Below are 21,770 nucleotides of genomic sequence, written 5' to 3' on the forward strand. Positions count from 1 at the left end.
ATGAACACTCCGACACCCCCGGACGATGGCGCCTTCACGCTCTACGACCTGCGCGTCGAAGTGGTCGCGCCCGAAGGCGCGAAGCTCTATTGCAACGCCAAGGTCGGCGACTATTTCGAACTGCGCGGCGAGATGCTGCACCTCCCGGAGGGGCAGGGTTTCTCGATCTATTCGCTGGGCGCCTTGCTGCCGCTGCTCGCGGCCAAGCAGCGGCCCACCGACGCCAACGACTGGATGAGCACCGACGCCGAAGTGGCGTGCCCCGATCCGCATTGCCCGTCGCGCTTTCGCATCACGCGCACCGCGACGCGCGTTTTCCGCCACGTCGACACCACGGCCGTGGTCCACCCTTCGAAGCAGAACCCATGAGCCAACCGCAACGCATCGATCTCGCGCCGAACTACTCGATCTCCCGCCTGCTGAAGGGCGGCTGGCAACTGGCCGGCGGGCATGGCGGCATCGACCGCGCCGCGGCCATCGCCGACATGGCGGCGTACTACGAGGCCGGCATCACCACCTTCGACTGCGCCGACATCTACACCGGCGTGGAAGAGCTGATCGGCGACTTCCGGCGCGAACACATCGCGCGCCACGGCAGCGGCAGTCTTTCGCAACTGCGCGTGCACACCAAGTTCGTGCCTGACCTCGCGACGCTCGCGCAGATCGACAGGCGCCAGGTCGAGCAGACCATCGACCGGTCGCTCCAGCGCCTGGGCGTCGAGCGCCTGGATCTCGTGCAGTTCCACTGGTGGGACTACGGCGTGCCGCGCTATGTCGAGGTCGCGCACTGGCTGCAGGAGCTGCAGCGCGTCGGCAAGATCGAGCTGCTGGGCGGCACCAATTTCGACACCCCGCGCGTGCGCGAACTGGTCGATGCCGACGTGCCGCTGCGCAGCATGCAGGTGCAGTATTCGCTGCTCGACCAGCGGCCGCAGCCGACGCTGGCGCCGTATTGCGCGGCATCGGGCATTCAGCTCCTGTGCTACGGCAGCGTGGCCGGTGGCTTTCTCTCGGAGCGCTGGCTCGGTGCGAGCGAGCCGCGGGAGCCTTACGAGAACCGGTCGCTGGTCAAGTACAAGCTCATCATCGACGACTTCGGCGGATGGGATCTGTTCCAGCAGCAGCTGCTGCAGCTGCAGAAGGTGGCGCAGCGGCACGACACGTCGATCGCCACGGTGGCGATGCGCTGGGTGCTGCAGCAGCCGCAGGTGGCGGGCGTGATCGTCGGCGTGCGGCGTGGCGACCACCTGGCGGACCACCTGAAGGTGTTGTCGCTGCAGCTCGATGCAGCAGACATTGCCACGCTCGATACGGTGCTCTCGCAGCGCCAGCCGCCGAGCGGCGATGTGTATGCGGTCGAGCGTGATATCGAAGGCCGGCACGGCCGCGTGATGAAGTACGACCTCAACAAAGAGCCGCACTGACCCTGTTCAGGTTTTGGGTCGCGGCACCAGTTCGGGATAGCCGGTGGCCGGATCGTGCGCGCGGGCGAAGCGCCATTCGGGCAGCCAGGCGACCAGGATTTCGGCGGTGGTGCGCACCGTGCAGCCTGGCGCGACGTGCCCGCCTCGGACTTGGCCCGTTGCATCCGACACGCTGATGTGCAGATGAGAACCGTCCGGTGAGAGCGTGCCGGACAGCGTGAGGATTTCAAGATCGCCTTTGAGCACTGCGGCGCTTTCCACACCGGCATACCGGATGCGCGCGCCACTCAGGCTGCCGATGCCGGAGACCACGAAAGCCGCTTCGGCGCGACGCTGCTTGAGCGCCGCATCGAGCGCGCCGCGCAAGTCATCGCCCGGATTCAATCGCAGCGCGTGCGCTTCCATTGCTGGCGGCCCAGGTTCAGCTGGACAGCGCCTTGTCCACCAGCTGCTGCGCCTCTTCGAGAATGCGCGCGAGGTGCTCCGCGCCCTTGAAGCTCTCGCCGTAAACCTTGTAGATGTTCTCCGTGCCCGAGGGCCGCGCCGCGAACCAGCCGTTGGCGGTGACGACCTTCACACCGCCGATGGCCGCGCCGTTGCCGGGCGCATGGCTCAGCACGGCCTCGATCTTGTCGCCCGCCAGTTCGGTCGAACTGACCTGCTGCGGCGACAGGTTCGACAGCTTCTTCTTCTGCTCGACCGTCGCGGCCGCATCCACGCGGTCGGACACCGGCTGCCCGAGCGCCTGCGTCAGTTCCGCATAACGCTCCCCCGGATCGCGGCCGGTGCGCGCGGCGATCTCGGCCGAGAGCAGGGCGGGCACCATGCCGTCCTTGTCCGTTGTCCATGCGGAGCCGTCGTGGCGCAGGAAGGTCGCACCCGCGCTCTCTTCGCCGCCGAAGCCGAGCGATCCATCGATGAGGCCGTCGACGAACCACTTGAAGCCCACCGGCACTTCGTAGAGCTTGCGGCCGAGCTTTGCCGTGACGCGGTCGATCATCTGGCTGCTCACCACCGTCTTGCCCACGGCAGCACCCGCGGGCCATTGCGGGCGGTGCGTGTAGAGGTAATCGATCATCACCGCGAGGTAGCTGTTGGGCTGCATCAGGCCCGCGCTGCGCGTGACCACGCCGTGGCGGTCGTGGTCGGTATCGCAGGCGAAGGCGATGCCGAAACGGTCCTTCAGCGCGATCAGCTTGTGCATCGCATCGGGCGAGGACGGGTCCATGCGGATGCGGCCGTCCCAGTCGAGCGACATGAAGCGGAAGGTCGGGTCGACCTCCTGGTTCAGCACCGTGAGGCGCTGGAGCTTGTAGCGCTCGGCGATGGCCGGCCAGTAGTGCACGCCCGCGCCGCCGAGCGGATCGACGCCCAGGTCGATCTGCACGCCGCGGATCGCGTCCATGTCGAGCACTTGCGCGAGGTCTTCGACGTAGGTGTTCAGGTAGTCGTGCCGATGCGTGGTGGAAGCCTTCAGCGCCTGTGCAAGCGGCATGCGCTTCACGCCTTCGAGCTTGTTCGCCAGCATCTTGTTGGCGGCGGCTTCGACGGCCGAGGTGATGTCGGTGCCGGCGGGGCCGCCGTTCGGCGGGTTGTACTTGAAGCCGCCGCTTTCGGGCGGGTTGTGCGAAGGCGTGATGACGATGCCGTCGGCCAGACCGCTCGTGCGGCCACGGTTGTAGACCAGGATCGCATGCGAGACGGCGGGCGTCGGCGTGTACTCGTCGTCCTTCGAGAGCATCAGTTCGACGCCGTTGGCCGCCAGTACTTCGACAGCGCTGTTGAAGGCCGGCGTGGAAAGGGCGTGCGTGTCGATGCCGAGGAATAACGGGCCGTCGATGCCTTTCTGCTTGCGGTAGTCGCAGATCGCCTGGCTGATCGCCAGCACATGCCATTCGTTGAACGCGTCGTCGAACGACGAGCCGCGGTGGCCCGAGGTGCCGAAGGCCACGCGCTGCGCAGGCACGGACGGATCGGGCCGGCCCGTGTAGTACGCCGAGATCAGGCGGGGCACGTTCACCAGCAGGTCGAGGGGCGCGGGTTGGCCCGCGAGGGGATTGGTTTTCTGACTCATTTCTTCAGTGCCCAGTCGTCGATTTGAATGAGGTCGCCGATGCGTTCGATGGTGATGTCGGCGGGCGCGTAGGCGGCGATGGCCTGCGCATCGAGCGCGTAGTGGCCTTGCCGCACGAAGACGGTGGTGAGCCGCGGCCCCCAGATCGCCTTCATGGCGGAGAGGAGGCGCAGCTTGTCGTCGACCATCACGTAGTGCGCGGCGGGGTGGCACTCCTCGATGGTGTCGAGCATCTGCTCCTTGTGCACATAGATCAGCACCCGGCCTTCGACCGCGTCCCACAGACCCGAGCGCTGCACCTTGCGCGGCTGGAACACCACGTCGCCATCGGACAGGATCACCGTGGGGCCGTAACGACGCAGATGCTTCAGCGCATCGAGGGCGCCGGGGTACAGGCGGTCGGCGAACGGATAGTCGATGAGAAAGCTCGACATCAAGAGCAGCCTCGAATCGCTCATGCCGCGCTTGCTTTCCTCGGCCCGGTAGCGCTGCAGCGCGCCGAGGTAGTCGACGTAGCCGAGTTCGCTGCGCAGCGTCTCGAAGGCGGCCCAGTAACGGTTGGCGCTCTCGGCACCGAAGGCTTGCTCGAGGTGAGCGCGCAGGTCGCCGACGACGCCGTCGTTGTCGAGCAGGGTGTTGTCGACGTCGACGAGGAAAACGGTGTCAGGGTGCTGTGTCATGAGGGGGCGCCCATCGGGCCGGAGCTGCATGCATCGCTTTCAGGATACGCCATCGAAAAGGCAGCACCGATACCCATCGTGAATTAGTTGATGCTTTGTGTACCGCTGGCTTAACCTGTGCGCGTGGTGTCGTTTTTGGCGAATAAGCTTCCACCGTTTCAAGGAGCAAAAAAGTATGCGCATGAAGAATGGTCGAAGCTTGTTGTGCCTGTCGGCCGTGGCCCTGCTGCTGGCGGGCTGCGCAGCCCCTCCCAAGGACCGGCCGCTGACCTCCGAAGTGCCCGAGCCGCCGAGCTTCGCGCCGCCGCCGGAAACCTGCCAGGCCGCCGCAGTTCGCTTCGGCCTCGGCTTGCAGGCGACCCAGGCCCTGTTGCAGGAAATGTTGGAGCGCGCAGGCGCCAAGACGGGCCGCACAGTGCCCGCAACGGAAGCCGCAAGCCCGGCCCAAGACCCCACGCGGCTCAACCTGCAGGTCGAGCCCTCTGGCCGGATCGTCGGCGTGTACTGCGGCTGAAGCTGCAGCTCAGGACGCCAGCGCTTCCATCAGCTCGGTCTCGATGGCGAGCTGCGTCTTCTGGCCCTGGAGCTCGGGGCCGCTGATCAGGAAGGTGTCTTCCACGCGCTCGCCCAGGGTCGTGACCTTGGCGAGCTGCAGGTTGAGGTGATGGCGGGCGAGCACCCGCGCGACCGAATACAGAAGACCCGCGCGGTCGCTGGCCGAGATGTTGAGCAGCCAGCGCTGTGCCTTGTCGTCGGGCAGGAGGCTGATGCGCGGCTTGATCGGAAAGCTCCGCACCCGGCGCGACACCCGGCCCATGCTCGGCGGGGGCAGGGCGCCGGCTTCGGTGAGCGTTTGCGCGAGGCCCGACTCCACCATGCTGATCAGGTCGCGGTAGTGATCGGGCAGGAAGGTGGTCACGACCTGGAAGGTGTCGAGTGCGTAGCCGTTGCTCGTGGTGTGCACCTTGGCATCCAGGATGCTGAACGACGACTGGTCGAAATAGCCACAGATGCGCGCGAACAGATCGGGCTGGTCGGGCGTGTAGACCACCACCTGCAGGCCTTCGCCCACCGGCGACAGGTGCGCGCGCACGATGGGCGGCGCCTTCGGGTCGACCGGCACGTTCGGCGGCGGCACGAAGCGCGAAAGCTGCTTGGCGTGCCAGGCGATCTCGGTGGCGTCGTGGCGCATGAAGTAGCCGACGTCCAGCGTGTCCCACAGCGCCTTGTGCGCCTCGAAGCGCTGGGCGTGCAGAGCCAGCTGCACCAGCGCCTCGCGCTTGCGCGATTCGACCTCGGCGTCCGGGTCGGGCATGCGGCCACCGAGAGCGCGCAGCGTGTAGCGGTACAGGTCTTCGAGCAACTTGCCCTTCCACGCATTCCACACGCGCGGCGAGGTGCCGCGGATGTCGGCGATGGTCAGAAGGTACAGCGCGGTCAGGTAGCGCTCGTTGCCCACGCGCTTCGCGAACGCGCCGATCACCTCGGGGTCGCTCAGGTCCTGCTTTTGCGCGACCTGGCTCATCACAAGGTGCTCGGCGACGAGGAATTCGATGAGTTTGGAGTCTTCGCGCGCGATGCCGTGCTGCTTGCAGAAGCGCTGCACGTCGCGCGCGCCCAGCGTGGAGTGGTCGCCGCCGCGGCCCTTGGCGATGTCGTGGAAGAGTGCCGCCACATACAGGATCCAGGGCTTGTCCCAGCCGGCCGCGAGCTGCGAGCAGAACGGGTACTCGTGCGCATGCTCGGCAATGAAGAAGCGCCGCACGTTACGCAGCACCATCAGGATGTGCTGGTCCACCGTGTACACGTGGAACAGGTCGTGCTGCATCTGCCCCACGATGCTGCGGAATACGCGCAGGTAGCGCCCGAGCACCGAGGTCTGGTTCATCAGCCGGAAGGCATGCGTGATGCCGTAGGGCTGCAGCAGGATCCGCATGAAGGTCTCGTGGTTGACCGGGTCGTTGCGGAATTTGCTGTCCATCACATGGCGCGCGTTGTAGAGCGCGCGCAGCGTACGCGCCGACAGGCCCTTCACGCCGATGGTCTTCTGGTAGAGCAGGAAGGTCTCGAGCACCGCATGCGGCTCGCGCTCGTAGAGGTCGTCGCTCGCGATCTCGATGAGGCCGGCGCGCTCGTAGAAGCGCTCGTTGATCGGCGTGTGCTGCTCGTCCACGGGCTGCAGCCGTTCCGAGATGTTGAGCAGCAGGATCTGGTTGAGCTGCGACACCGCCTTGGCCGCCCAGTAGTAGCGGCGCATCAGCGCCTCGCTGGACTTGCGCTGCGATTCGCTTTCATAGCCGAAGCTCGCGGCCACGGCGGTCTGCAGGTCGAACACCAGCCGGTCTTCGCGCCGATTGGCGATCACGTGCAGGCGGGCGCGAATCAGCGAGAGCAGCGCCTCGTTGCGCTTGATCTGCTGCGCCTCGAAGGAGGTGGCCAGGCCGTTCTTGGCCAGGTCGTCCCAGCGGCTGCCGTAGCCGGCGGCCTTGGTCATCCAGAGGATGGTCTGCAGGTCGCGCAGGCCGCCCGGCGATTCCTTGCAGTTGGGCTCGAGCGCGTAGGGCGTGTTGTCGAACTTCTGGTGACGGTGCCGCATCTCCTGCGACTTGGCCACGAAGAAGGCCTGTGGATCGATGGCGCGCACGAAGCGGCGGCGAAAGGCAACGAAGAGCTTCTTGTTGCCCGCGATCAGGCGGGCTTCGAGCAGCGAGGTCTGGACGGTGACGTCCTTCTCGGCCTCGGCCAGGCACTCTTCGACGGTGCGCACGCTGGAGCCGATTTCGAGCCCGGCGTCCCAGCAGTGGCCGATGAAGGCCTCGACGCGGGCCGGGTCGATCGTGGCGGCGTCGCCCTCGGGCGGCAGCAGCAGGAGCACGTCGACGTCGGAATACGGAAACAGCTCGCCGCGGCCGAAACCGCCGACGGCGGCCAGCGTCAGCGAATCGCCGAAATCGGCTTCCTGCCAGAGGGTGCAAAGCGTCTGGTCGGCCAGCGCCGAGAGCTGGCGCAGCACCGTGTGCACGCTGCGGGTAGGGGCGCGCGCAAAGCGCAGGGTGTCGAAGAGGGCGAGCTTCTTCGCGCGATAGGCTTCGCGCAGCGTCGCCACGTCGATCTTGGCTGCTTCGATCACGGCCGGGGCGCCTCAGCGCGTCAGGTCTTGGTCGAGGTGACGAAGGAGGGCAGCGGCGGGCTGCCTTCCGACAGGGTCAGCACCTCGTAGCCGGTCTCGGTGACCAGCACCGTGTGCTCCCACTGGGCCGACAGCGAATGGTCGCGGGTGACGATGGTCCAGCCGTCGTACTGGCCGCCCTTGAAGTCTTCCTTCACGTCGCGCTTGCCGGCGTTGATCATCGGCTCGATGGTGAAGATCATGCCGGGCTTGAGCTCTTCCATGGTGCCCGGACGGCCGTAGTGCAGCACTTGCGGCTCTTCGTGGAAACGCTGGCCCACGCCGTGCCCGCAGAACTCGCGCACGATCGAGAAGCCCTGACCCTCGGCGAACTTCTGGATCGCATGGCCCACGTCGCCCAGGTGGGCGCCGGGGCGCACCTGCAGAATGCCGTGCCACATGGCTTCGAAGGTGATGCTGCACAGGCGCTTGGCGGCGATGGAGGCATCGCCGATCACGAACATGCGGCTGTTGTCGCCGAACCAGCCGTCCTTGATGACGGTGACGTCGACATTCATGATGTCGCCCTTTTTCAGGGGCTTGTCGTTGGGGATGCCGTGGCACACCACGTGGTTCACCGAGGTGCAGAGCGACTTCGGGAACGGGACGCTGCTGGCGCCCATGTAGCCCACCGTGGCCGAGGTGGTGCCCTGCTTGACCATGTATTCGGCGGCGAGCCGGTCCACGTCGTTGGTCGTGATGCCGGGCTTGATGAAGGGCGTGAGGTAGTCCAGCACCTCGGAGCCGAGGCGACAGGCGACGCGCATGGCTTCGATGCCTGCAGCGTCTTTGTAGGTAATGCTCATGCCCGGAATTATCCCATCCACCAAGCTAAAATTCCGGGTTAACGCGGATGACCCCAGTCAGCGGCCATTCGCCCCGTTTCCTTGATTCCCAACGCGCCCCCGAGGCCTCATCGACCGTGACGCAGCCCGCACCTCAAGCCCTTCCCGTCGTAACCCTGTTCGAGGGCGGCAGCGCGCTCAGCGATTTCCGCGCGCGGCAACTGCTGCCGAAACTGCAGGCTATCGAGCCGCGCATCGAGGGCATTTCGGCCCGGTTCGTCCATCTGGTGGTCACCGATGCCGCGCTCGATGCGGCCGGCCATGACCGCTTCGCCGCGCTGCTGACCTACGGCGAGCCCTTCGAGGCACCGGCCAAGGCGGGCACCTCGGTGGTCGTCACGCCGCGCCTCGGCACCGTGTCGCCCTGGGCCTCCAAGGCCACCGACATCGCCCACAACTGCGGGCTGGCGCTGCGCCGGGTCGAGCGCGTCACGCAATACCACCTGAAGCTCAAGTCGCCGCTGATCGGCAAGGCGCCCGTCATCGAGGGCGACACGCTCGCTGCCGTGGCCGGTCCGCTGCACGACCGCATGACCGAATCGGTGCTCGCCACCGTCGAACAGGCGGCCAGCCTGTTCAGCGAACTACCGGCCCAGCCGATGGCGCAGGTCGATGTGCAGACGGGTGGCCGCGAGGCCCTGGTGGCGGCCAACACCGGCTTCGGCCTGGCGCTGGCGGAGGACGAGATCGACTACCTCGTCGAAGCCTTCACGCGCCTCGGCCGCAACCCCAGCGACGTCGAACTGATGATGTTCGCGCAGGCCAACAGCGAGCATTGCCGCCACAAGATCTTCAACGCCCAGTTCACCATCGACGGCAAGGCGCAGCCGCAGAGCCTGTTCTCGATGATCCGCCACACCGAGAAGCAGAACTCGCAGCACACGGTGATCGCCTATGCGGACAACGCCTCGGTGATGGAAGGCGCGACCATCGAGCGATTCATTCCGGCCCATGGCTCGCAGAGCTATCAAAAAGATAGCGCCCTGAGCCACGTGCTGATGAAGGTCGAGACGCACAACCACCCGACTGCCATTTCGCCGTTCCCCGGCGCCTCGACCGGCGCGGGCGGAGAGATCCGTGACGAAGGCGCCACCGGCCGCGGCTCCAAGCCCAAGGCGGGCCTGACCGGCTTCACCGTCTCCAAGCTCTGGCCCGAGGATGGTCACTACGGCAAGCCCGAGCACATCGCCAGCCCGCTGCAGATCATGACCGAGGGCCCGCTGGGCGGCGCCGCGTTCAACAACGAATTCGGCCGGCCCAACCTGCTGGGCTACTTCCGCGAATACGAACAGGCGGTGACGAGCGACCTCGACACCGTGCATCGCGGCTACCACAAGCCCATCATGATCGCGGGCGGCCTCGGCAGCATCGACGCCACGCAGACCAAGAAGATCCAGTTCCCCGCCGGCTCGCTGCTGATCCAGCTCGGCGGCCCCGGCATGCGCATCGGCATGGGCGGCAGCGCCGCGAGTTCGATGGCTACCGGCGCCAACGCGGCCGAGCTCGACTTCGACTCGGTGCAGCGCGGCAACCCCGAAATCGAGCGCCGCGCACAGGAGGTCATCAACCACTGCTGGCAGCAGGGCGCGGCCAACCCGATCCTCGCGATCCACGACGTGGGCGCGGGCGGCCTAAGCAACGCCTTCCCCGAGCTGACCAACGACGCCGGCCGCGGCGCGCGCTTCGACCTGCGCGCGGTGCCGCTCGAAGAGTCGGGCATGGCGCCCAAGGAAATCTGGTGCAACGAAAGCCAGGAGCGCTACGTGCTGGCCATCGCGCCCGAATCGCTCGAACAGTTCAAGGCCTTCTGCGAGCGCGAGCGCTGCCCGTTCTCGGTGGTCGGCGTGGCGACCGAAGAGCGCCAGCTGCTGGTGGCCGATGAAGGCGCAGCCGTGCAGCCGGTCGACATGCCGATGGACGTGCTGCTCGGCAAGCCGCCCAAGATGCACCGCGACGTGAAGACCGTTGCCCGCACCTTCAAGCCGCTCGACCTCACGGGCGTGGACCTGCAGAAGGCCGCCATCGACGTGCTCGCGCACCCGACCGTGGCGTCCAAGCGCTTCCTCATCACCATCGGCGACCGCACCGTGGGCGGCCTCAGCCACCGCGACCAGATGGTCGGCCCGTGGCAGGTGCCCGTGGCCGATTGCGCCGTGACGCTGGCCGACTACAAGGGCTTTGCCGGCGAGGCGATGAGCATGGGCGAGCGCACGCCGCTGGCCGCGCTCGACGCGCCGGCCTCGGGCCGCATGGCCGTCGCCGAGGCCATCACCAACCTGCTGGCCGCGCCGATCGAACTCTCGCGCGTCAAGCTGTCGGCCAACTGGATGGCGGCCTGCGGCGAACCCGGCGAAGACGCCGCGCTGTACGAAACCGTCAAGGCCGTGGGCCTGGAGCTGTGCCCGGCGCTGGGCGTGTCTATTCCGGTCGGCAAGGATTCGCTGTCGATGCGCACGCAGTGGCAGGACGGCGACGAAGCCAAGAAGGTCACCTCGCCCGTCAGCCTGATCGTCACCGCTTTCGCTTCGCTGGCCGACGTGCGCGGCACCCTCACGCCGCAGCTCGATGCAGAAGAACCCGACACCACGCTCGTGCTGATCGACCTGGGCCGTGGTCAGCACCGCATGGCCGGCAGCATCCTCTCGCAGACGCTCGGCCAGAGCGGCGACACGGTGCCCGACCTGGACGACCCGGCGCAGCTCGTGGCGCTGGTCAACGCAGTGAACGCCCTGCGCGCCGACGGCAAGATCCTTGCGATGCACGACCGCAGCGATGGCGGCCTGTTCGCCACCGCCTGCGAAATGGCCTTCGCCGGCCACGTCGGCGTGGCGCTGAACGTCGACATGCTCGTCACCGAAGGCGACGGCATCTCCGACAGCCGCATGGAAACCGGCGACGCCAAGAACTGGGCGCAGCAGGTCAGCGCGCGGCGCGAGGAGCTCACGCTCAAGGCGCTGTTCAACGAGGAGCTCGGCATGGTGCTGCAGGTGCGCACCGCCGAGCGCAACGACGTGATGCAGGTGCTGCGCGCCCATGGCCTCAGCGCCCACAGCCATTTCGTCGGCAAGACGCGACCGGCCAGTTCCACCATGGACGCGGGCAAGGGCAAGCTCGAAGTCTGGCGCGATGCCAAGTCGGTGTTCAGCGCATCGCTGCACGACCTGCACCAGGTGTGGGACTCGGTCAGCTGGAAGGTCGCCCGCGAGCGCGACAACCCGGCCTGCGCCGATGCCGAACACGCCTCAGCCGGCGAGCCTTCGGACCCCGGCATGCATGTGTTCCTGCCGAACGCGCAGCCTGCGGCCCCCGCCATCCTGCAATCGCGCCCCAAGGTCGCGATCCTGCGCGAGCAAGGCGTGAACTCGCATGTCGAGATGGCTTATGCCTTCACCGAGGCCGGCTTCGAGGCCTACGACGTCCACATGACCGACCTGCAGACGGGCAGGGCGGACCTCGCCAACTTCAAGGGCGTGGTCGCCTGCGGCGGCTTCAGCTATGGCGACACGCTGGGCGCAGGCATCGGCTGGGCGCGCAGCATCACCTTCAACCCGAAGCTGGCCGAGCAGTTCAAGGCCTTCTTCGGCCGCGAAGACACTTTCGGCCTGGGCGTGTGCAACGGCTGCCAGATGTTCGCCGAGCTGGCCGACATCATTCCCGGTGCCGAAGCCTGGCCGCGCTTCACCACCAACCAGAGCGAACGCTTCGAGGCGCGCCTGTCGATGGTCGAGGTGCTCGAATCGCCGAGTCTCTTCTTTGCGGGCATGGCCGGCAGCCGCCTGCCGATCGCGGTGGCGCACGGCGAGGGCTACGCCAATTTCAAGCACCGCGGCGACGCTGCCAAGGCGATTGCGGCGATGCGCTTCGTGGACAACCACGGCAAGGCCACCGAGCAGTACCCGTTCAACCCGAACGGCAGCGCCGGCGGCCTGACCTCGGTGACCACGCCCGATGGCCGCTTCACCGCCGTGATGCCGCACCCGGAGCGCGTGTTCCGCAACATCCAGATGAGCTGGACGCCGGGCGACCGGAGCGACCTCAGCCCCTGGATGCAGATCTGGCGCAACGCGCGTCGCTGGGTGGGCTGACCTCCGATGGCGACGGCCCCAATCCGGCAAAGCCGGTGGGGCTTTTGATGACCGTGCCCGCAACGGGCCCGGTAGACTCGTCCGCATGTCGTGCACTTTCGCTTCCACACTGACCGCGCCGGCTTTGCCGGGCGCGCTCGCGCGTGGCCGGCGCCGCGCGGCGCGGATGACGGCGCTCAAGCGCCGATCGCCCTGGCATCTCTGAGCCCGGCGATCCTTCCTCCTCCCATTTCTTTTTCGCGCACCTCCTGATCGCCGGGCCTCCTTCAAGCCCGCGCTGGCGCGTCCGCCATACCCGGCCCCCTCGATGGCGCCGGCGACACGCCTTCACTTCATCAGGAGCGACTCATGCACCCCATCGCCTCGTTCACGCGACTCGAACGAACCCTCACCCAGCTCGACCACGCACGCCTGCACAAACTCGCCGCGCATGCGCTGCAGACACGCGGCGCGGCCGATCCGCTCGCGCAGGCACTCGAGGAGATGCTCGACTGCAGCGAGGTCGTGGCGCCGCAGGACGCATCGCCCGACCTCGTCACGATGAACTCACGCGTCGAGCTCGAGGATCCCGCGAGCGGCGAGCGTTACGCGATCACGCTGTGCTATCCGCGCGATGCCAAGCCTTCCGAGGGCGAGGTCTCGGTGATGTCGCCGGTGGGCGCGAGCCTGCTGGGCGCGCGCGTAGGGCAGGTGGTGGAATGGACCACGCCGGCCGGCGTGCACGGCTCGGCGCGCGTGGCCGCGCTGCAGTTTCAACCCGAGGCCGCCGGCGAGTACCTGCGCTGACCCAAAGAAAAACGGCCCGAAGGCCGTTTTCATAAGGAGGCGGGCAGGGCGCGCCGCTTACTCGACCTTCGCCTTCGCGCGCAGTTCTTCCTGGTACTTTTGCAGACGCTGCTGCTGCAGTTGCTGCGTGACCTGCGGCTTCACTTCTTCCAGCTTCGGCAGTTGGGCCTGGCGGATGTCGTCCACGCGGATGATGTGGTAGCCGAACTGCGTCTTGACGGGTGCCGGGGTGGTCTCGCCCTTCTTGAGTTTGATCATCGCTTCCGAGAACTCGGGCACGAAGCTCGCGGGGTTGGCCCAGTCGAGGTCGCCGCCGTTGGCGCCCGATCCCGGGTCCTTGCTCTGCTTCTTGGCGATGTCTTCGAACTTGGCGCCCTTCTTCAGGTCGGCCATGATCTTCTTGGCCTGGTCTTCGGTCTCCACCAGGATGTGACGGGCCTTGTATTCCTTGCCGCCGTTGGCCGCGACGAACTTGTCGTATTCGGCCTTCACGTCGGCGTCCGAGACCGGGTTGGTCTTGCGGTAGTTGTCGAACAGCGCGCGGATCAGGATGGCCTGGCGGGCGAGTTCGAGCTGGTTCTTGTAGTCGTCGCTGGCGTCCAGGCCTTGCTTCTGCGCTTCCTGCATGAACACTTCACGGGCCACGATTTCGTCGCGCAGCTGGTTCTGCATTTCCGGCGTCACGGGACGGCCTGCGGCGGCCAGTTGCTGCGCCAGGACGTCCATGCGGGCCTTGGGCACCGGCTTGCCGTTCACGATGGCTGCGTTCTGCGCCAGTGCCGACAGGGGAATGGCACCGATCAGCGCTGCGGCCGCTACGGCCTGCAAGATGTGTTTTTTCATGGAATGAATATCAGGCTGGAGAGGAAATGCGCGTGTAGGAAAAGGCGCGTGAAGGAAAGCGGAGAGAGACGAACAAAAGGGGGAAGGAAAGAGGGCTGGGGCATCGCGGCGAAGACCGTGTGCAACCCCGTACAACCAGTACGGACGACTCAGAGCACCTCGATGGCTATGGCGTGCAGACCCTGTGCAATAAAAACCTGGAGGGCATCATACACAAGGCGATGTCGCGCCACGCGAGGCTTCCCGTCGAACTTCGGGGAGGCGATGCGCACTCGGAAATGGGTGCCGTAGCCCTCCGCATTGGCACCCGTGTGGCCCGCGTGCGCGGCGCTCTCGTCGATCACTTCGAGCTGCGTGGGGGCCAGCGCCTCGCGCAGCGCATGTTCGAGCGCGGCCACGGTCGGCAGGGGAATGGTGGTGGTGCTCGTCGTCATGCGGTCGGCTTGTCTTCTTTCAGGTGCGGCGCGATGTACAGGCCCTGCGCCACCAGGAAGACGATCGGGAACACATAGCCCCAGAGCTTGAAGTTGACCCAGGCCTCGGTCGTGAAGTAGGCCGCCACGTAGCCGTTGATGAGCGCCATGAAGAGGCAGTAGCCGATCCACGCGACGTTCAGCCGGCCCCAGATGCGGTCGGGCAGCTCCAGTTGCGAGCCCAGCAGCATCTTCAGGAAATTCTTCTTCAGCGCCCAGAGCGCCACGGCCAGCGCGATCGCCATCGCCCCGTAGAGCACGGTGGGCTTCCACTTGATGAAGCGGTCGTCGTGCAGCACCAGCGTGAGCGTGCCGAAGAGAAGGATCAGCACCAGCGTGGCCTTCTGCATCGTCTGGAGCTTGCGCTCCATCGCATAGATGACGGCCATCTGCACCACGGTGGCGGCCATCAGCACGCCGGTGGCGGTGTAGATGTCGGCGAGCTTGTAGGCGCCGAAGAACAGCAGGATCGGGAAGAAGTCGAGGATCAGTTTCATTTTTTCTGGAAGTCGAGCGACGCCGAGTTCATGCAGTAGCGCAGACCCGTTTCAGTGGGGCCGTCGGGGAACACGTGTCCCAGGTGGGCGCCGCAATTGGCGCAGACATTCTCGGTGCGCACCATGCCATGCGAACGGTCGACGATGTTCCTGATGGCGCCGGGCACCGCTTCTTCCGAGAAGCTCGGCCAGCCGCAGCCGGCGTCGAACTTGGTGCCCGACTCGAACAGCTTGGCGCCGCAGCACACGCAGTGGTAGGTGCCGTCGTCCCAGTGCGCTTCGTACTTGCCGGTGAAGGGGCGCTCGGTGGCGGCGTGGCGGGTCACCTCGAAGGCGGCCGGCTCGGCCCCTTTTTCAGCGAGCAGGGCCTTCCATTCGGCGTCGGTTTTTTCAACAGGAGTGGTCATGATGAGCAGCTGATTTCAATCGTGGAGGCCCAGTCGGGCGGGAAGCCGGCATACGCGTCGGCGCCGGGATGTTCTTCAAATGGGGTTTGGAGCAGCGCAAGCAAGGTTGCCACACCCGAGTGGTCCTTTTGCTGACTTGCTTCGATGGACTGCTGTCCGAGGTGGTTCCGCAGCACGAACTTCGGGTTCGTCCTGAGCATCAGGTCGGCGGCCTGTGCGCGCCCAGCCGTCGCATGGCGCTCCGAAAAGGCTAGCAGCCAGGCATCGAAAGCCTCGCGGTCGAGGAACAGATCGCGCACCGGCTCGGCGTTGCCGTCGGCCATGTAGTGCGAAAGTCGACGCCAGAAGATCGTGTAGTCGACCTTGCCTGCGGCCAGCAGCTTGAGCACGCCTTCGATCAATGCGCGGTCGCCATCGGCTGCGTCAGCCAGGCCGAGCTTGGCGCGCATGCGGGCTTCGAATGCGTTCGGGAACACCGTCTTGTACGACTCCAGCGCGGCGACCGCGATTTCCTGGTCGCCGATCAGCGGCAGCAGCGCTTGCGCGAGGCAAAAGAGGTTCCAGTACGCCACGTTCGGCTGCTGGTTGAAGGCGTAGCGCCCGCTGGTGTCGCTGTGGTTGCAGATGTGGCGCGGATCGAAGCCGTCGAGGAATTGGAACGGCCCGTAGTCGATGGTGAGCCCGAGGATGCTCATGTTGTCGGTGTTCATCACCCCGTGGCAGAAGCCCACGGCCTGCCATTGGGCGAGCAGGGCGGCGGTGCGCTCGCTCACGGCTTCGAGGAAGGCGGCATACCCATTGCCGTTGAAGCGCTCGGTGGTGCGGCAGGCGGGGTAGTAGCGGTCGATGACGTAGTCGGCCAGCGCGCGCAGCTCGTCTTCTCGCTGGTTGGCCGCGAAGTGCTCGAAATGGCCGAAGCGGATGAAGCTCGGCGCCACGCGGGTCACGACCGCGGCGCTCTCGGGTTCTTCGCGGAACACGCGGGCGTCGGAGCCGGTCACGCAGAGTGCACGGGTGGTCGGGATGCCGAGGCCGTGCATGGCCTCGCTGCAGAGAAATTCGCGGATGCTGGAGCGAAGCACCGCGCGGCCGTCGCCGCCGCGCGAGTAGGGCGTGCGCCCCGCGCCCTTGAACTGCACTTCGAGCCCGCCGTCGGTTTCGCCGAGCATGATCGCCCGTCCATCGCCGAGCTGGCCGGCCCACACGCCGAACTGGTGCCCGCTGTAGACCGTGGCGAAGGGATTGGTGCCGGCGACCGGCAGGCTGCCGGTCAGCGCCGCGAGCGTGGTGTCCGATTGCCGCCAGTCGGGCGGCAGGCCCAGCTCGCGAGCGACCGATTCGCTGTGGCCCACCCAGTACGGGTCGGGCAGAGGCGTTGGACGCAGGTGGGTGAGAAAGGCGGGTCCGAGGGCCGCGAAACCGGGTTTCCAGCGCAATCCCAGGTCCGCGACGTCCGTGTCTTCAGCAAGCAGGCTCATGCCCGGATTGTCCGGCACCGGGCGTAACCCCTTGCCGCGCGGGCCATCGGCGCCAGCCGTGGCTCAGTGGGCCAGCGCTGGCGTATCCCAGATCCGCGCCCGGTACTGCGCGGGCGGCAGGCCGAACCAGCGCTTGCAGGCCCTAAAGAAGTTGCTGCTGTCGACGAAGCCGAGCATGTCCGCCACGTCGGTGAGCGTGTGCCGGTCTTCCGCCAGGTACTGCTGCGCGAGCTCGCGGCGGGTGCGGTCGAGCAGCGACTGGAACGACACCGACTCCTCCTGCAACCGCCGCTGCAGCGTGCGCTCCGCGAGGCCCAGGCCCGCGGCCACGTCCTGCCGGCGCGGCTCGCCATGCGGCAGCCGGCGCGCGATCTCGGCGCACACCAGGCTGCTGGTGGTGGTCTGGCCCAGCAGGTTGAGCTGGTCGTCGAGCAAGTGCTCCTGCATCTCGCCGAGCGTGGGGTGGTGGGTGGGCAGCGGCATGGCTATGTCGGCGGCCGACAGCAAGAGGCGGTTGGCGGGCGCGTTGTAGCGGATCGGGCAACCGAAGGCCTCCCGGTGCAGCCGGTCGTCGGCCGGCGGCGGGTAGACGAACTCCATGGCCAGCGGCTGCAGCTCGCGCCGCGTGAGCCACTGGCACTGCATGAACACGGTCAGGAGCGCGTATTCGACGCGCTGGCGCGGAATCGGCAGGCTGCCGCCGGTGTGCTCCATCACCATCCAGGTGCCGCGCGTCTCGGGCTGCATCGAGAAAGCGGTCGCGTCCGAGATCACGGCCATGTAGCGGGTGAGCCGGGTGAGCGCCGCACCCAGGTCGGCGCTGCACGACATCGCGTGGCCGACGGTGCCCAGCTTGCTGTGCGTGGCGGCCAGGTCGCGGTGCAGGCCCAGCGTGGGCTTGCCGGCGCGCGCCACGGCCAGTTGCCAGAGCACGGAGATCTCGTCGACGGGCACGCGTGCGTTCTGGCGGTGCAGCGAATCGGGGTCGAAGCCGGCTTCGCGCAGCAGCGAGGGCACGTCCAGCCCTTCGGCCTCGAACATCGAGAGCACGCCTTCGAGCCAGGCGGCCGAGCTGGTCCGCAGTTCCGGCTGCTGGGTGCCGTCCGGCCGGCGTTGCGGTCGGCGCTGGGCATGCGGCATGGAGGCTCCTGAAGTCATTGAATTGGCTCGCTTGCGATAGCGGGGGAAACGCGGTCCGTTCCTAGAATTTTCTGGCGGGTCCGGTCGGCCGGAGTATGGCCGCCGGACACCGACGCAGGAATTCCGATTAACCCGGTGTGGAGACAAACAATGAATACAGCAGAGACAACGGAAAGCCAGGGCATAACCCGACAAACGGCGGCGAGACCGGTGGCGCGAGCCATGGCGGTCGCGGCCTGCATCGCGCTCTCCGCCTGCGGCGGCGGCTCGGACTCCGGTTTTTCCTTCACACCGATCGTTCCCGTGGGGCCACCGGCTGCGCCGCCCGCGGCCGTCGACGGCCCCATGGTGCGCCAGACCACCGCCGGCAAGATCGAAGGCGTGGACGACAGCGCCGCCACCGGCACGTATTCCTGGAAGGGTGTTCCGTTCGCCCAGGCGCCCGTCGGCAGCCTGCGCTGGGCGCCGCCCGCCGATCCCAAGCCCTGGGAAGGCGTGCGCGCGGCGAGCAAGTTCGGCCATGGTTGCGCCCAGGGCGGACGCTATTTCAGCCCCGCACCCAACGACGCGCCCTTCGGACTGGCCGTGCGCGAAGGCTTCGGCAAGCCGGTGGGCGACGAGGACTGCCTGACGCTCAATATCTGGCGCCCGGCCGGCGACACCGCCAAGCTGCCGGTGATCGTCTACATCTATGGCGGCAGCAACATCTCGGGCTACACGGCCGATCCGGGCTATGACGGCGCGCAGCTCGCCAAGCGCGGCAATGCCGTCGTCGTGACGATCAACTACCGCGTGGGCGTGCTCGGCTGGCTCGACCTGCCGCAGTTGAAGAGCGGCGAAGCGAAGAACGACTCGGGCAACTTCGCGCTGCTCGACCAGATGCAGGCCCTGAAGTTCGTCCAGGCCAACATCGGCGCCTTCGGTGGCGATGCCAGCAACGTCACGGTGATGGGGCAGTCGGCGGGCGCGGTCAACACCTGGGGGCTGGTCGTCTCAAGTGCATCGGCCGGGCTGCTGCACAAGGCGGTGCCGCTGAGCGGCGGGATCGCCTTCGCCTCGCGCGCCACCGCCCAGACCTATTCGAAAAAGCTGCTCAACGCGATCGCCATCGCCGACGGCAAGGCCACCGACACCCCGACGGCCGATGCCTGGGTGGCCTCGCAGACCGATGCACAGATCGCGGCCTACCTGCGCAGCCTGCCGGCGGACCGGCTGCTGACCATCGTGCTCGAGGCCGCGAAGCCGGGCAACTTGCTTGCGAACCCGCCGCTGGGCAACGCGCCGGCGCCGATCGAGGACGGCACGATCCTGCCGGTGAACTCGCTCGCCGAGGTGGATGCCGGCAGGTTCAACAAGGTGCCGATGCTGATCGGCAACACCCGTGACGAAGGCACGCTGTTCGGCGGCCTGTTCGGGGGCTTCAAGCCCAACGACTACGCCCGATTCGGCCTGCAATACAACTTCAACCCCGACGCGCCCGTGACGCTCACCGAGGCCGACCTGATCAACGCGCCCTTCCTGCCGGTAGACAAGCCGCTGACCGGCTGGAAGGCGACGACGGACTACGTGACCAACGTGACCTTCCTCAACATCCTGCCCCCGCAGATCGACGCGGTGGCCAAGTACCTGCCGACCAAGACCTGGTACTACCGCTTCGACTGGAGCCAGCAGGTGGCGCCGTTCAACACCGTCTATGGCGCCACGCACGGGCTGGACACGGCGTTCATGTTCCACAACTTCGGCACCGGCATCTTCTCGTTCTCCTTTGGCGAGGCGAACCGGCCGGGACGGGAGGCGCTGTCGGATGCAATGGTGGGCAGCCTCTCGGCGTTCGCGCGCACTGGCGACCCGAACCATTCGGGCCTGGGCGTGACCTGGCCCAACTGGCCGCGCAAGATCGTGCTCGACGCCAGCAAGACGCAGCTGCAGAACAGCGCGCCCTGAACACAGCATGCGCCAGCGGCGCGGGCTGTCGTCCGGACGACAGATCGGCGTCCGCGGACTGCGGGTTTCTGTCATTGTGCGAACGCACATAAATTGCGTGAATGACCGCAGTCCGAGAAACCATTGAATTTTGTTGAAAGAAGGAGCCTGTAGATGCTGGGTTTGATGCAAGACCAACCGCTTTTGATCTCGTCGCTGATCGAGTTCGTCGAGCGCCACAACGGCGATGGCGAGATCGTCTCGCGCCGGGTCGAAGGCGATATTCACCGCACCACATGGGGTGGAATCGCATCGCGTGCCCGGCAGGTGGCCAATGCGCTCGACGGGGAGCAGCTGCTCTTCAGCGACCGCATCGCCACGCTGGCCTGGAACGGTTACCGGCACCTGGAGCTTTACTACGGCGTGAGCGGCAGCGGCCGTGTGCTGCACACCATCAACCCGCGCCTGCACCCCGACCAGATCGCCTGGATCGCCAACCACGCCGAAGACCAGATCCTGTGCTTCGACCTCACCTTCCTGCCGCTGGTGCAGGCGGTGCACGCCAAGTGCCCCACGATCCGGAAATGGATTGCACTGTGTGATGCCGACAAGCTGCCGGCCGACAGCGGCATCCCCAACCTGGTGAGCTACGAAAGCTGGATGGGCGCGCAGTCGAACGAATACGAATGGCCCAGCTTCGACGAGAACTCGGCCTCGAGCATGTGCTACACGAGCGGCACCACGGGCAACCCCAAGGCCGCGCTCTACAGCCACCGCTCCACCATGCTGCACGCCTACGCCGCGGCCTTGCCCGACGTCATGCGCCTGTCGGCGCGCGACTCCGTCCTGCCGGTGGTGCCGATGTTCCACGTCAACGCCTGGGGCATTCCGTACTCGGCCGCTCTCGTGGGCTGCAAGCTCGTGTTCCCCGGCCCGGCGCTCGATGGCAAGTCGGTGTTCGAGCTGATCGAATCCGAAGGCGTGACCTTCGCGGCCGGCGTGCCCACCGTGTGGCAGATGATGCTCGGCCACATGCAGGCCGGCGACCTGAAGTTCAGCAAGCTCAATCGCACCGTCATCGGCGGCTCGGCCTGCCCGCCGGCCATGATCACGGCGTTCCAGGAGAAGTTCAACGTCGAGGTGCTGCACGCCTGGGGCATGACCGAGATGAGCCCGCTGGGCACGCTCTGCACGCTCAAGAACAAGCACGAGTCGCTGTCGCCCGAGGCGCGGTTGCAGATCCGCATGAAGCAGGGCCGCGCGATCTTCGGCGTCGACATGAAGATCGTCGACGGCGACGGCAACGAGCTGCCCTGGGACGGCAAGGCCTACGGCGACCTGCTGGTCAAGGGCCCCTGGATCGTGAAGGAATACTTCAAAGGCGAGGGCGGGGATCCGTTGATTCCTGACGCGCAGGGCCGCGGCTGGTTTCCCACCGGCGACGTCGCCACCATCGACGCCGAGGGCTATTTGCAGATCACCGACCGCAGCAAGGACGTGATCAAGTCCGGCGGCGAGTGGATCAGCTCCATCGAGATCGAGAACATCGCCGTCGCGCACCCGGCCGTGGCGATGGCCGCCTGCATCGGCGTGTTCCATCCGAAGTGGGACGAGCGGCCGATCATCGCTGTCGTGAAGAAGCCCGGTGCCGAAGTCGCGCGCGACGAGCTCCTGAAGTTCTACGAGGGCAAGACCGCCAAGTGGCAGATCCCCGACGACGTGGTCTTCGTGGAGGCCATTCCGATCGGCGCCACCGGAAAGATCCTGAAGACCAAGCTGCGCGAACTGCTCAAGGACTACAAGCTGCCGACGCTCTGAATACGCAGGGAAGCCCGCCCGCACTGTCGCGCAGGCGATAGGAAGACCGCTTCGGCGGGCTTCCTTCCGGGCAATCCCTGTGCGTAGAAAAAAGGGGCACTTGTACGCTGGCATCCCGCTTCACCCCG

General features: G+C 66.8%; 18 protein-coding genes. 7 read left to right on the top strand and 11 right to left on the bottom strand.

Translation table 11 applies throughout. The annotated features are described in order from the left end of the window. Positions 1-369, top strand: coding sequence for a TIGR04076 family protein (locus ACSFA7_RS06040; protein ID WP_435498520.1), 369 nt, complete (start codon positions 1-3; stop codon positions 367-369). Beyond that, on the top strand, positions 366-1,424 hold the full coding sequence (locus tag ACSFA7_RS06045) for an aldo/keto reductase (protein WP_435498521.1): 1,059 nt from the start codon (positions 366-368) through the stop codon (positions 1,422-1,424). Before ACSFA7_RS06040 ends, ACSFA7_RS06045 begins: the two co-directional genes overlap by 4 nt. Before the next feature lie 6 nt (positions 1,425-1,430). On the opposite strand, the gene ACSFA7_RS06050 is transcribed toward ACSFA7_RS06045, so the two are convergent. The 3 genes from ACSFA7_RS06050 to ACSFA7_RS06060 are packed head-to-tail and all read right to left on the bottom strand — an operon-like array spanning position 1,431 to position 4,178. Next, positions 1,431-1,829 carry a PPC domain-containing DNA-binding protein gene (locus ACSFA7_RS06050; RefSeq protein ID WP_435498522.1) on the bottom strand — a complete coding sequence of 133 codons (399 nt, stop codon included), beginning with the start codon at positions 1,827-1,829 and terminating at the stop codon, positions 1,431-1,433. A 16-nt stretch (positions 1,830-1,845) separates the two neighbouring features. After that, positions 1,846-3,498, bottom strand: coding sequence for a phosphoglucomutase (alpha-D-glucose-1,6-bisphosphate-dependent) (gene pgm, locus ACSFA7_RS06055; protein ID WP_435498523.1), 1,653 nt, complete (start codon positions 3,496-3,498; stop codon positions 1,846-1,848). After that, on the bottom strand, positions 3,495-4,178 hold the full coding sequence (locus ACSFA7_RS06060) for an HAD family hydrolase (protein ID WP_435498524.1): 684 nt from the start codon (positions 4,176-4,178) through the stop codon (positions 3,495-3,497). The genes pgm and ACSFA7_RS06060 overlap by 4 nt, the downstream gene beginning before the upstream one ends. A gap of 181 nt (positions 4,179-4,359) precedes the next feature. On the opposite strand from ACSFA7_RS06060, the gene ACSFA7_RS06065 reads away from it, so the two are divergent. Continuing rightward, complete coding sequence (locus tag ACSFA7_RS06065) at positions 4,360-4,692, top strand: hypothetical protein (protein WP_435498525.1); 333 nt, start codon at positions 4,360-4,362, stop codon at positions 4,690-4,692. A gap of 9 nt (positions 4,693-4,701) precedes the next feature. Here ACSFA7_RS06065 and ACSFA7_RS06070 read toward each other — a convergent pair whose 3' ends face one another. Together ACSFA7_RS06070 and map are read right to left on the bottom strand one after the other, a co-directional pair. Next, positions 4,702-7,308 (bottom strand): [protein-PII] uridylyltransferase, encoded by a 2,607-nt coding sequence (locus ACSFA7_RS06070; protein WP_435498526.1) that lies wholly within the window; start codon positions 7,306-7,308, stop codon positions 4,702-4,704. Between the two features lie 20 nt (positions 7,309-7,328). Continuing rightward, complete coding sequence (gene map, locus ACSFA7_RS06075) at positions 7,329-8,153, bottom strand: type I methionyl aminopeptidase (RefSeq protein ID WP_198788538.1); 825 nt, start codon at positions 8,151-8,153, stop codon at positions 7,329-7,331. 116 nt (positions 8,154-8,269) lie between these two features. Between map and purL the strand changes: the two genes are divergently transcribed. After that, positions 8,270-12,277, top strand: coding sequence for a phosphoribosylformylglycinamidine synthase (gene purL, locus ACSFA7_RS06080; RefSeq protein WP_435498527.1), 4,008 nt, complete (start codon positions 8,270-8,272; stop codon positions 12,275-12,277). A gap of 348 nt (positions 12,278-12,625) precedes the next feature. Further along, complete coding sequence (gene rnk / locus ACSFA7_RS06085; protein ID WP_435498528.1) at positions 12,626-13,063, top strand: nucleoside diphosphate kinase regulator; 438 nt, start codon at positions 12,626-12,628, stop codon at positions 13,061-13,063. Positions 13,064-13,120: 57 nt separating this feature from the next. On the opposite strand, the gene ACSFA7_RS06090 is transcribed toward rnk, so the two are convergent. From ACSFA7_RS06090 to ACSFA7_RS06115, 6 genes are all read right to left on the bottom strand, one after another. Then, positions 13,121-13,906 carry a peptidylprolyl isomerase gene (locus ACSFA7_RS06090; RefSeq protein ID WP_435498529.1) on the bottom strand — a complete coding sequence of 262 codons (786 nt, stop codon included), beginning with the start codon at positions 13,904-13,906 and terminating at the stop codon, positions 13,121-13,123. A gap of 149 nt (positions 13,907-14,055) precedes the next feature. Further along, positions 14,056-14,340, bottom strand: a complete 285-nt coding sequence (locus ACSFA7_RS06095; RefSeq protein WP_435498530.1) for a BolA family protein — start codon at positions 14,338-14,340, stop codon at positions 14,056-14,058. Beyond that, the gene (locus tag ACSFA7_RS06100; protein WP_435498531.1) at positions 14,337-14,876 is read right to left on the bottom strand and encodes a septation protein A; all 540 of its coding nucleotides are present in this window, start codon (positions 14,874-14,876) and stop codon (positions 14,337-14,339) included. Before ACSFA7_RS06100 ends, ACSFA7_RS06095 begins: the two co-directional genes overlap by 4 nt. Beyond that, positions 14,873-15,283, bottom strand: a complete 411-nt coding sequence (msrB, locus tag ACSFA7_RS06105) for a peptide-methionine (R)-S-oxide reductase MsrB (protein ID WP_198788542.1) — start codon at positions 15,281-15,283, stop codon at positions 14,873-14,875. Before msrB ends, ACSFA7_RS06100 begins: the two co-directional genes overlap by 4 nt. Continuing rightward, the gene (locus tag ACSFA7_RS06110; RefSeq protein ID WP_435498532.1) at positions 15,280-16,761 is read right to left on the bottom strand and encodes a protein adenylyltransferase SelO; all 1,482 of its coding nucleotides are present in this window, start codon (positions 16,759-16,761) and stop codon (positions 15,280-15,282) included. Before ACSFA7_RS06110 ends, msrB begins: the two co-directional genes overlap by 4 nt. Positions 16,762-16,824: 63 nt before the next feature. After that, the gene (locus tag ACSFA7_RS06115) at positions 16,825-17,901 is read right to left on the bottom strand and encodes an AraC family transcriptional regulator (RefSeq protein ID WP_435498533.1); all 1,077 of its coding nucleotides are present in this window, start codon (positions 17,899-17,901) and stop codon (positions 16,825-16,827) included. Between the two features lie 210 nt (positions 17,902-18,111). On the opposite strand from ACSFA7_RS06115, the gene ACSFA7_RS06120 reads away from it, so the two are divergent. Together ACSFA7_RS06120 and ACSFA7_RS06125 are read left to right on the top strand one after the other, a co-directional pair. Next, entirely contained in the window at positions 18,112-19,845 is a 1,734-nt protein-coding gene (locus tag ACSFA7_RS06120; RefSeq protein WP_435498534.1) for a carboxylesterase/lipase family protein, read from the top strand. 153 nt (positions 19,846-19,998) lie between these two features. Next, positions 19,999-21,642 (top strand): 3-(methylthio)propionyl-CoA ligase, encoded by a 1,644-nt coding sequence (locus tag ACSFA7_RS06125; RefSeq protein ID WP_435498535.1) that lies wholly within the window; start codon positions 19,999-20,001, stop codon positions 21,640-21,642. The last annotated feature ends 128 nt before the right edge of the window (positions 21,643-21,770 follow it).

The sequence above is a fragment of the Variovorax trehalosi genome, from assembly GCF_051216415.1.
GTDB lineage: Bacteria > Pseudomonadota > Gammaproteobacteria > Burkholderiales > Burkholderiaceae_C > Variovorax.

Bases quoted from the DNA above. Each gene is read 5' to 3' on its own strand.
- ACSFA7_RS06040 (WP_435498520.1), top strand. From the start codon at position 1: ATGAACACTCCGACACCCCCGGACGATGGCGCCTTCACGCTCTACGAC.
- rnk (WP_435498528.1), top strand. From the start codon at position 12,626: ATGCACCCCATCGCCTCGTTCACGCGACTCGAACGAACCCTCACCCAG.
- msrB (WP_198788542.1), bottom strand. From the start codon at position 15,283: ATGACCACTCCTGTTGAAAAAACCGACGCCGAATGGAAGGCCCTGCTC.
- ACSFA7_RS06100 (WP_435498531.1), bottom strand. From the start codon at position 14,876: ATGAAACTGATCCTCGACTTCTTCCCGATCCTGCTGTTCTTCGGCGCC.
- map (WP_198788538.1), bottom strand. From the start codon at position 8,153: ATGAGCATTACCTACAAAGACGCTGCAGGCATCGAAGCCATGCGCGTC.
- pgm (WP_435498523.1), bottom strand. From the start codon at position 3,498: ATGAGTCAGAAAACCAATCCCCTCGCGGGCCAACCCGCGCCCCTCGAC.
- ACSFA7_RS06090 (WP_435498529.1), bottom strand. From the start codon at position 13,906: ATGAAAAAACACATCTTGCAGGCCGTAGCGGCCGCAGCGCTGATCGGT.
- ACSFA7_RS06065 (WP_435498525.1), top strand. From the start codon at position 4,360: ATGAAGAATGGTCGAAGCTTGTTGTGCCTGTCGGCCGTGGCCCTGCTG.
- ACSFA7_RS06115 (WP_435498533.1), bottom strand. From the start codon at position 17,901: ATGCCGCATGCCCAGCGCCGACCGCAACGCCGGCCGGACGGCACCCAG.
- ACSFA7_RS06110 (WP_435498532.1), bottom strand. From the start codon at position 16,761: ATGAGCCTGCTTGCTGAAGACACGGACGTCGCGGACCTGGGATTGCGC.
- ACSFA7_RS06045 (WP_435498521.1), top strand. From the start codon at position 366: ATGAGCCAACCGCAACGCATCGATCTCGCGCCGAACTACTCGATCTCC.
- ACSFA7_RS06095 (WP_435498530.1), bottom strand. From the start codon at position 14,340: ATGACGACGAGCACCACCACCATTCCCCTGCCGACCGTGGCCGCGCTC.
- ACSFA7_RS06060 (WP_435498524.1), bottom strand. From the start codon at position 4,178: ATGACACAGCACCCTGACACCGTTTTCCTCGTCGACGTCGACAACACC.
- ACSFA7_RS06125 (WP_435498535.1), top strand. From the start codon at position 19,999: ATGCTGGGTTTGATGCAAGACCAACCGCTTTTGATCTCGTCGCTGATC.
- ACSFA7_RS06050 (WP_435498522.1), bottom strand. From the start codon at position 1,829: ATGGAAGCGCACGCGCTGCGATTGAATCCGGGCGATGACTTGCGCGGC.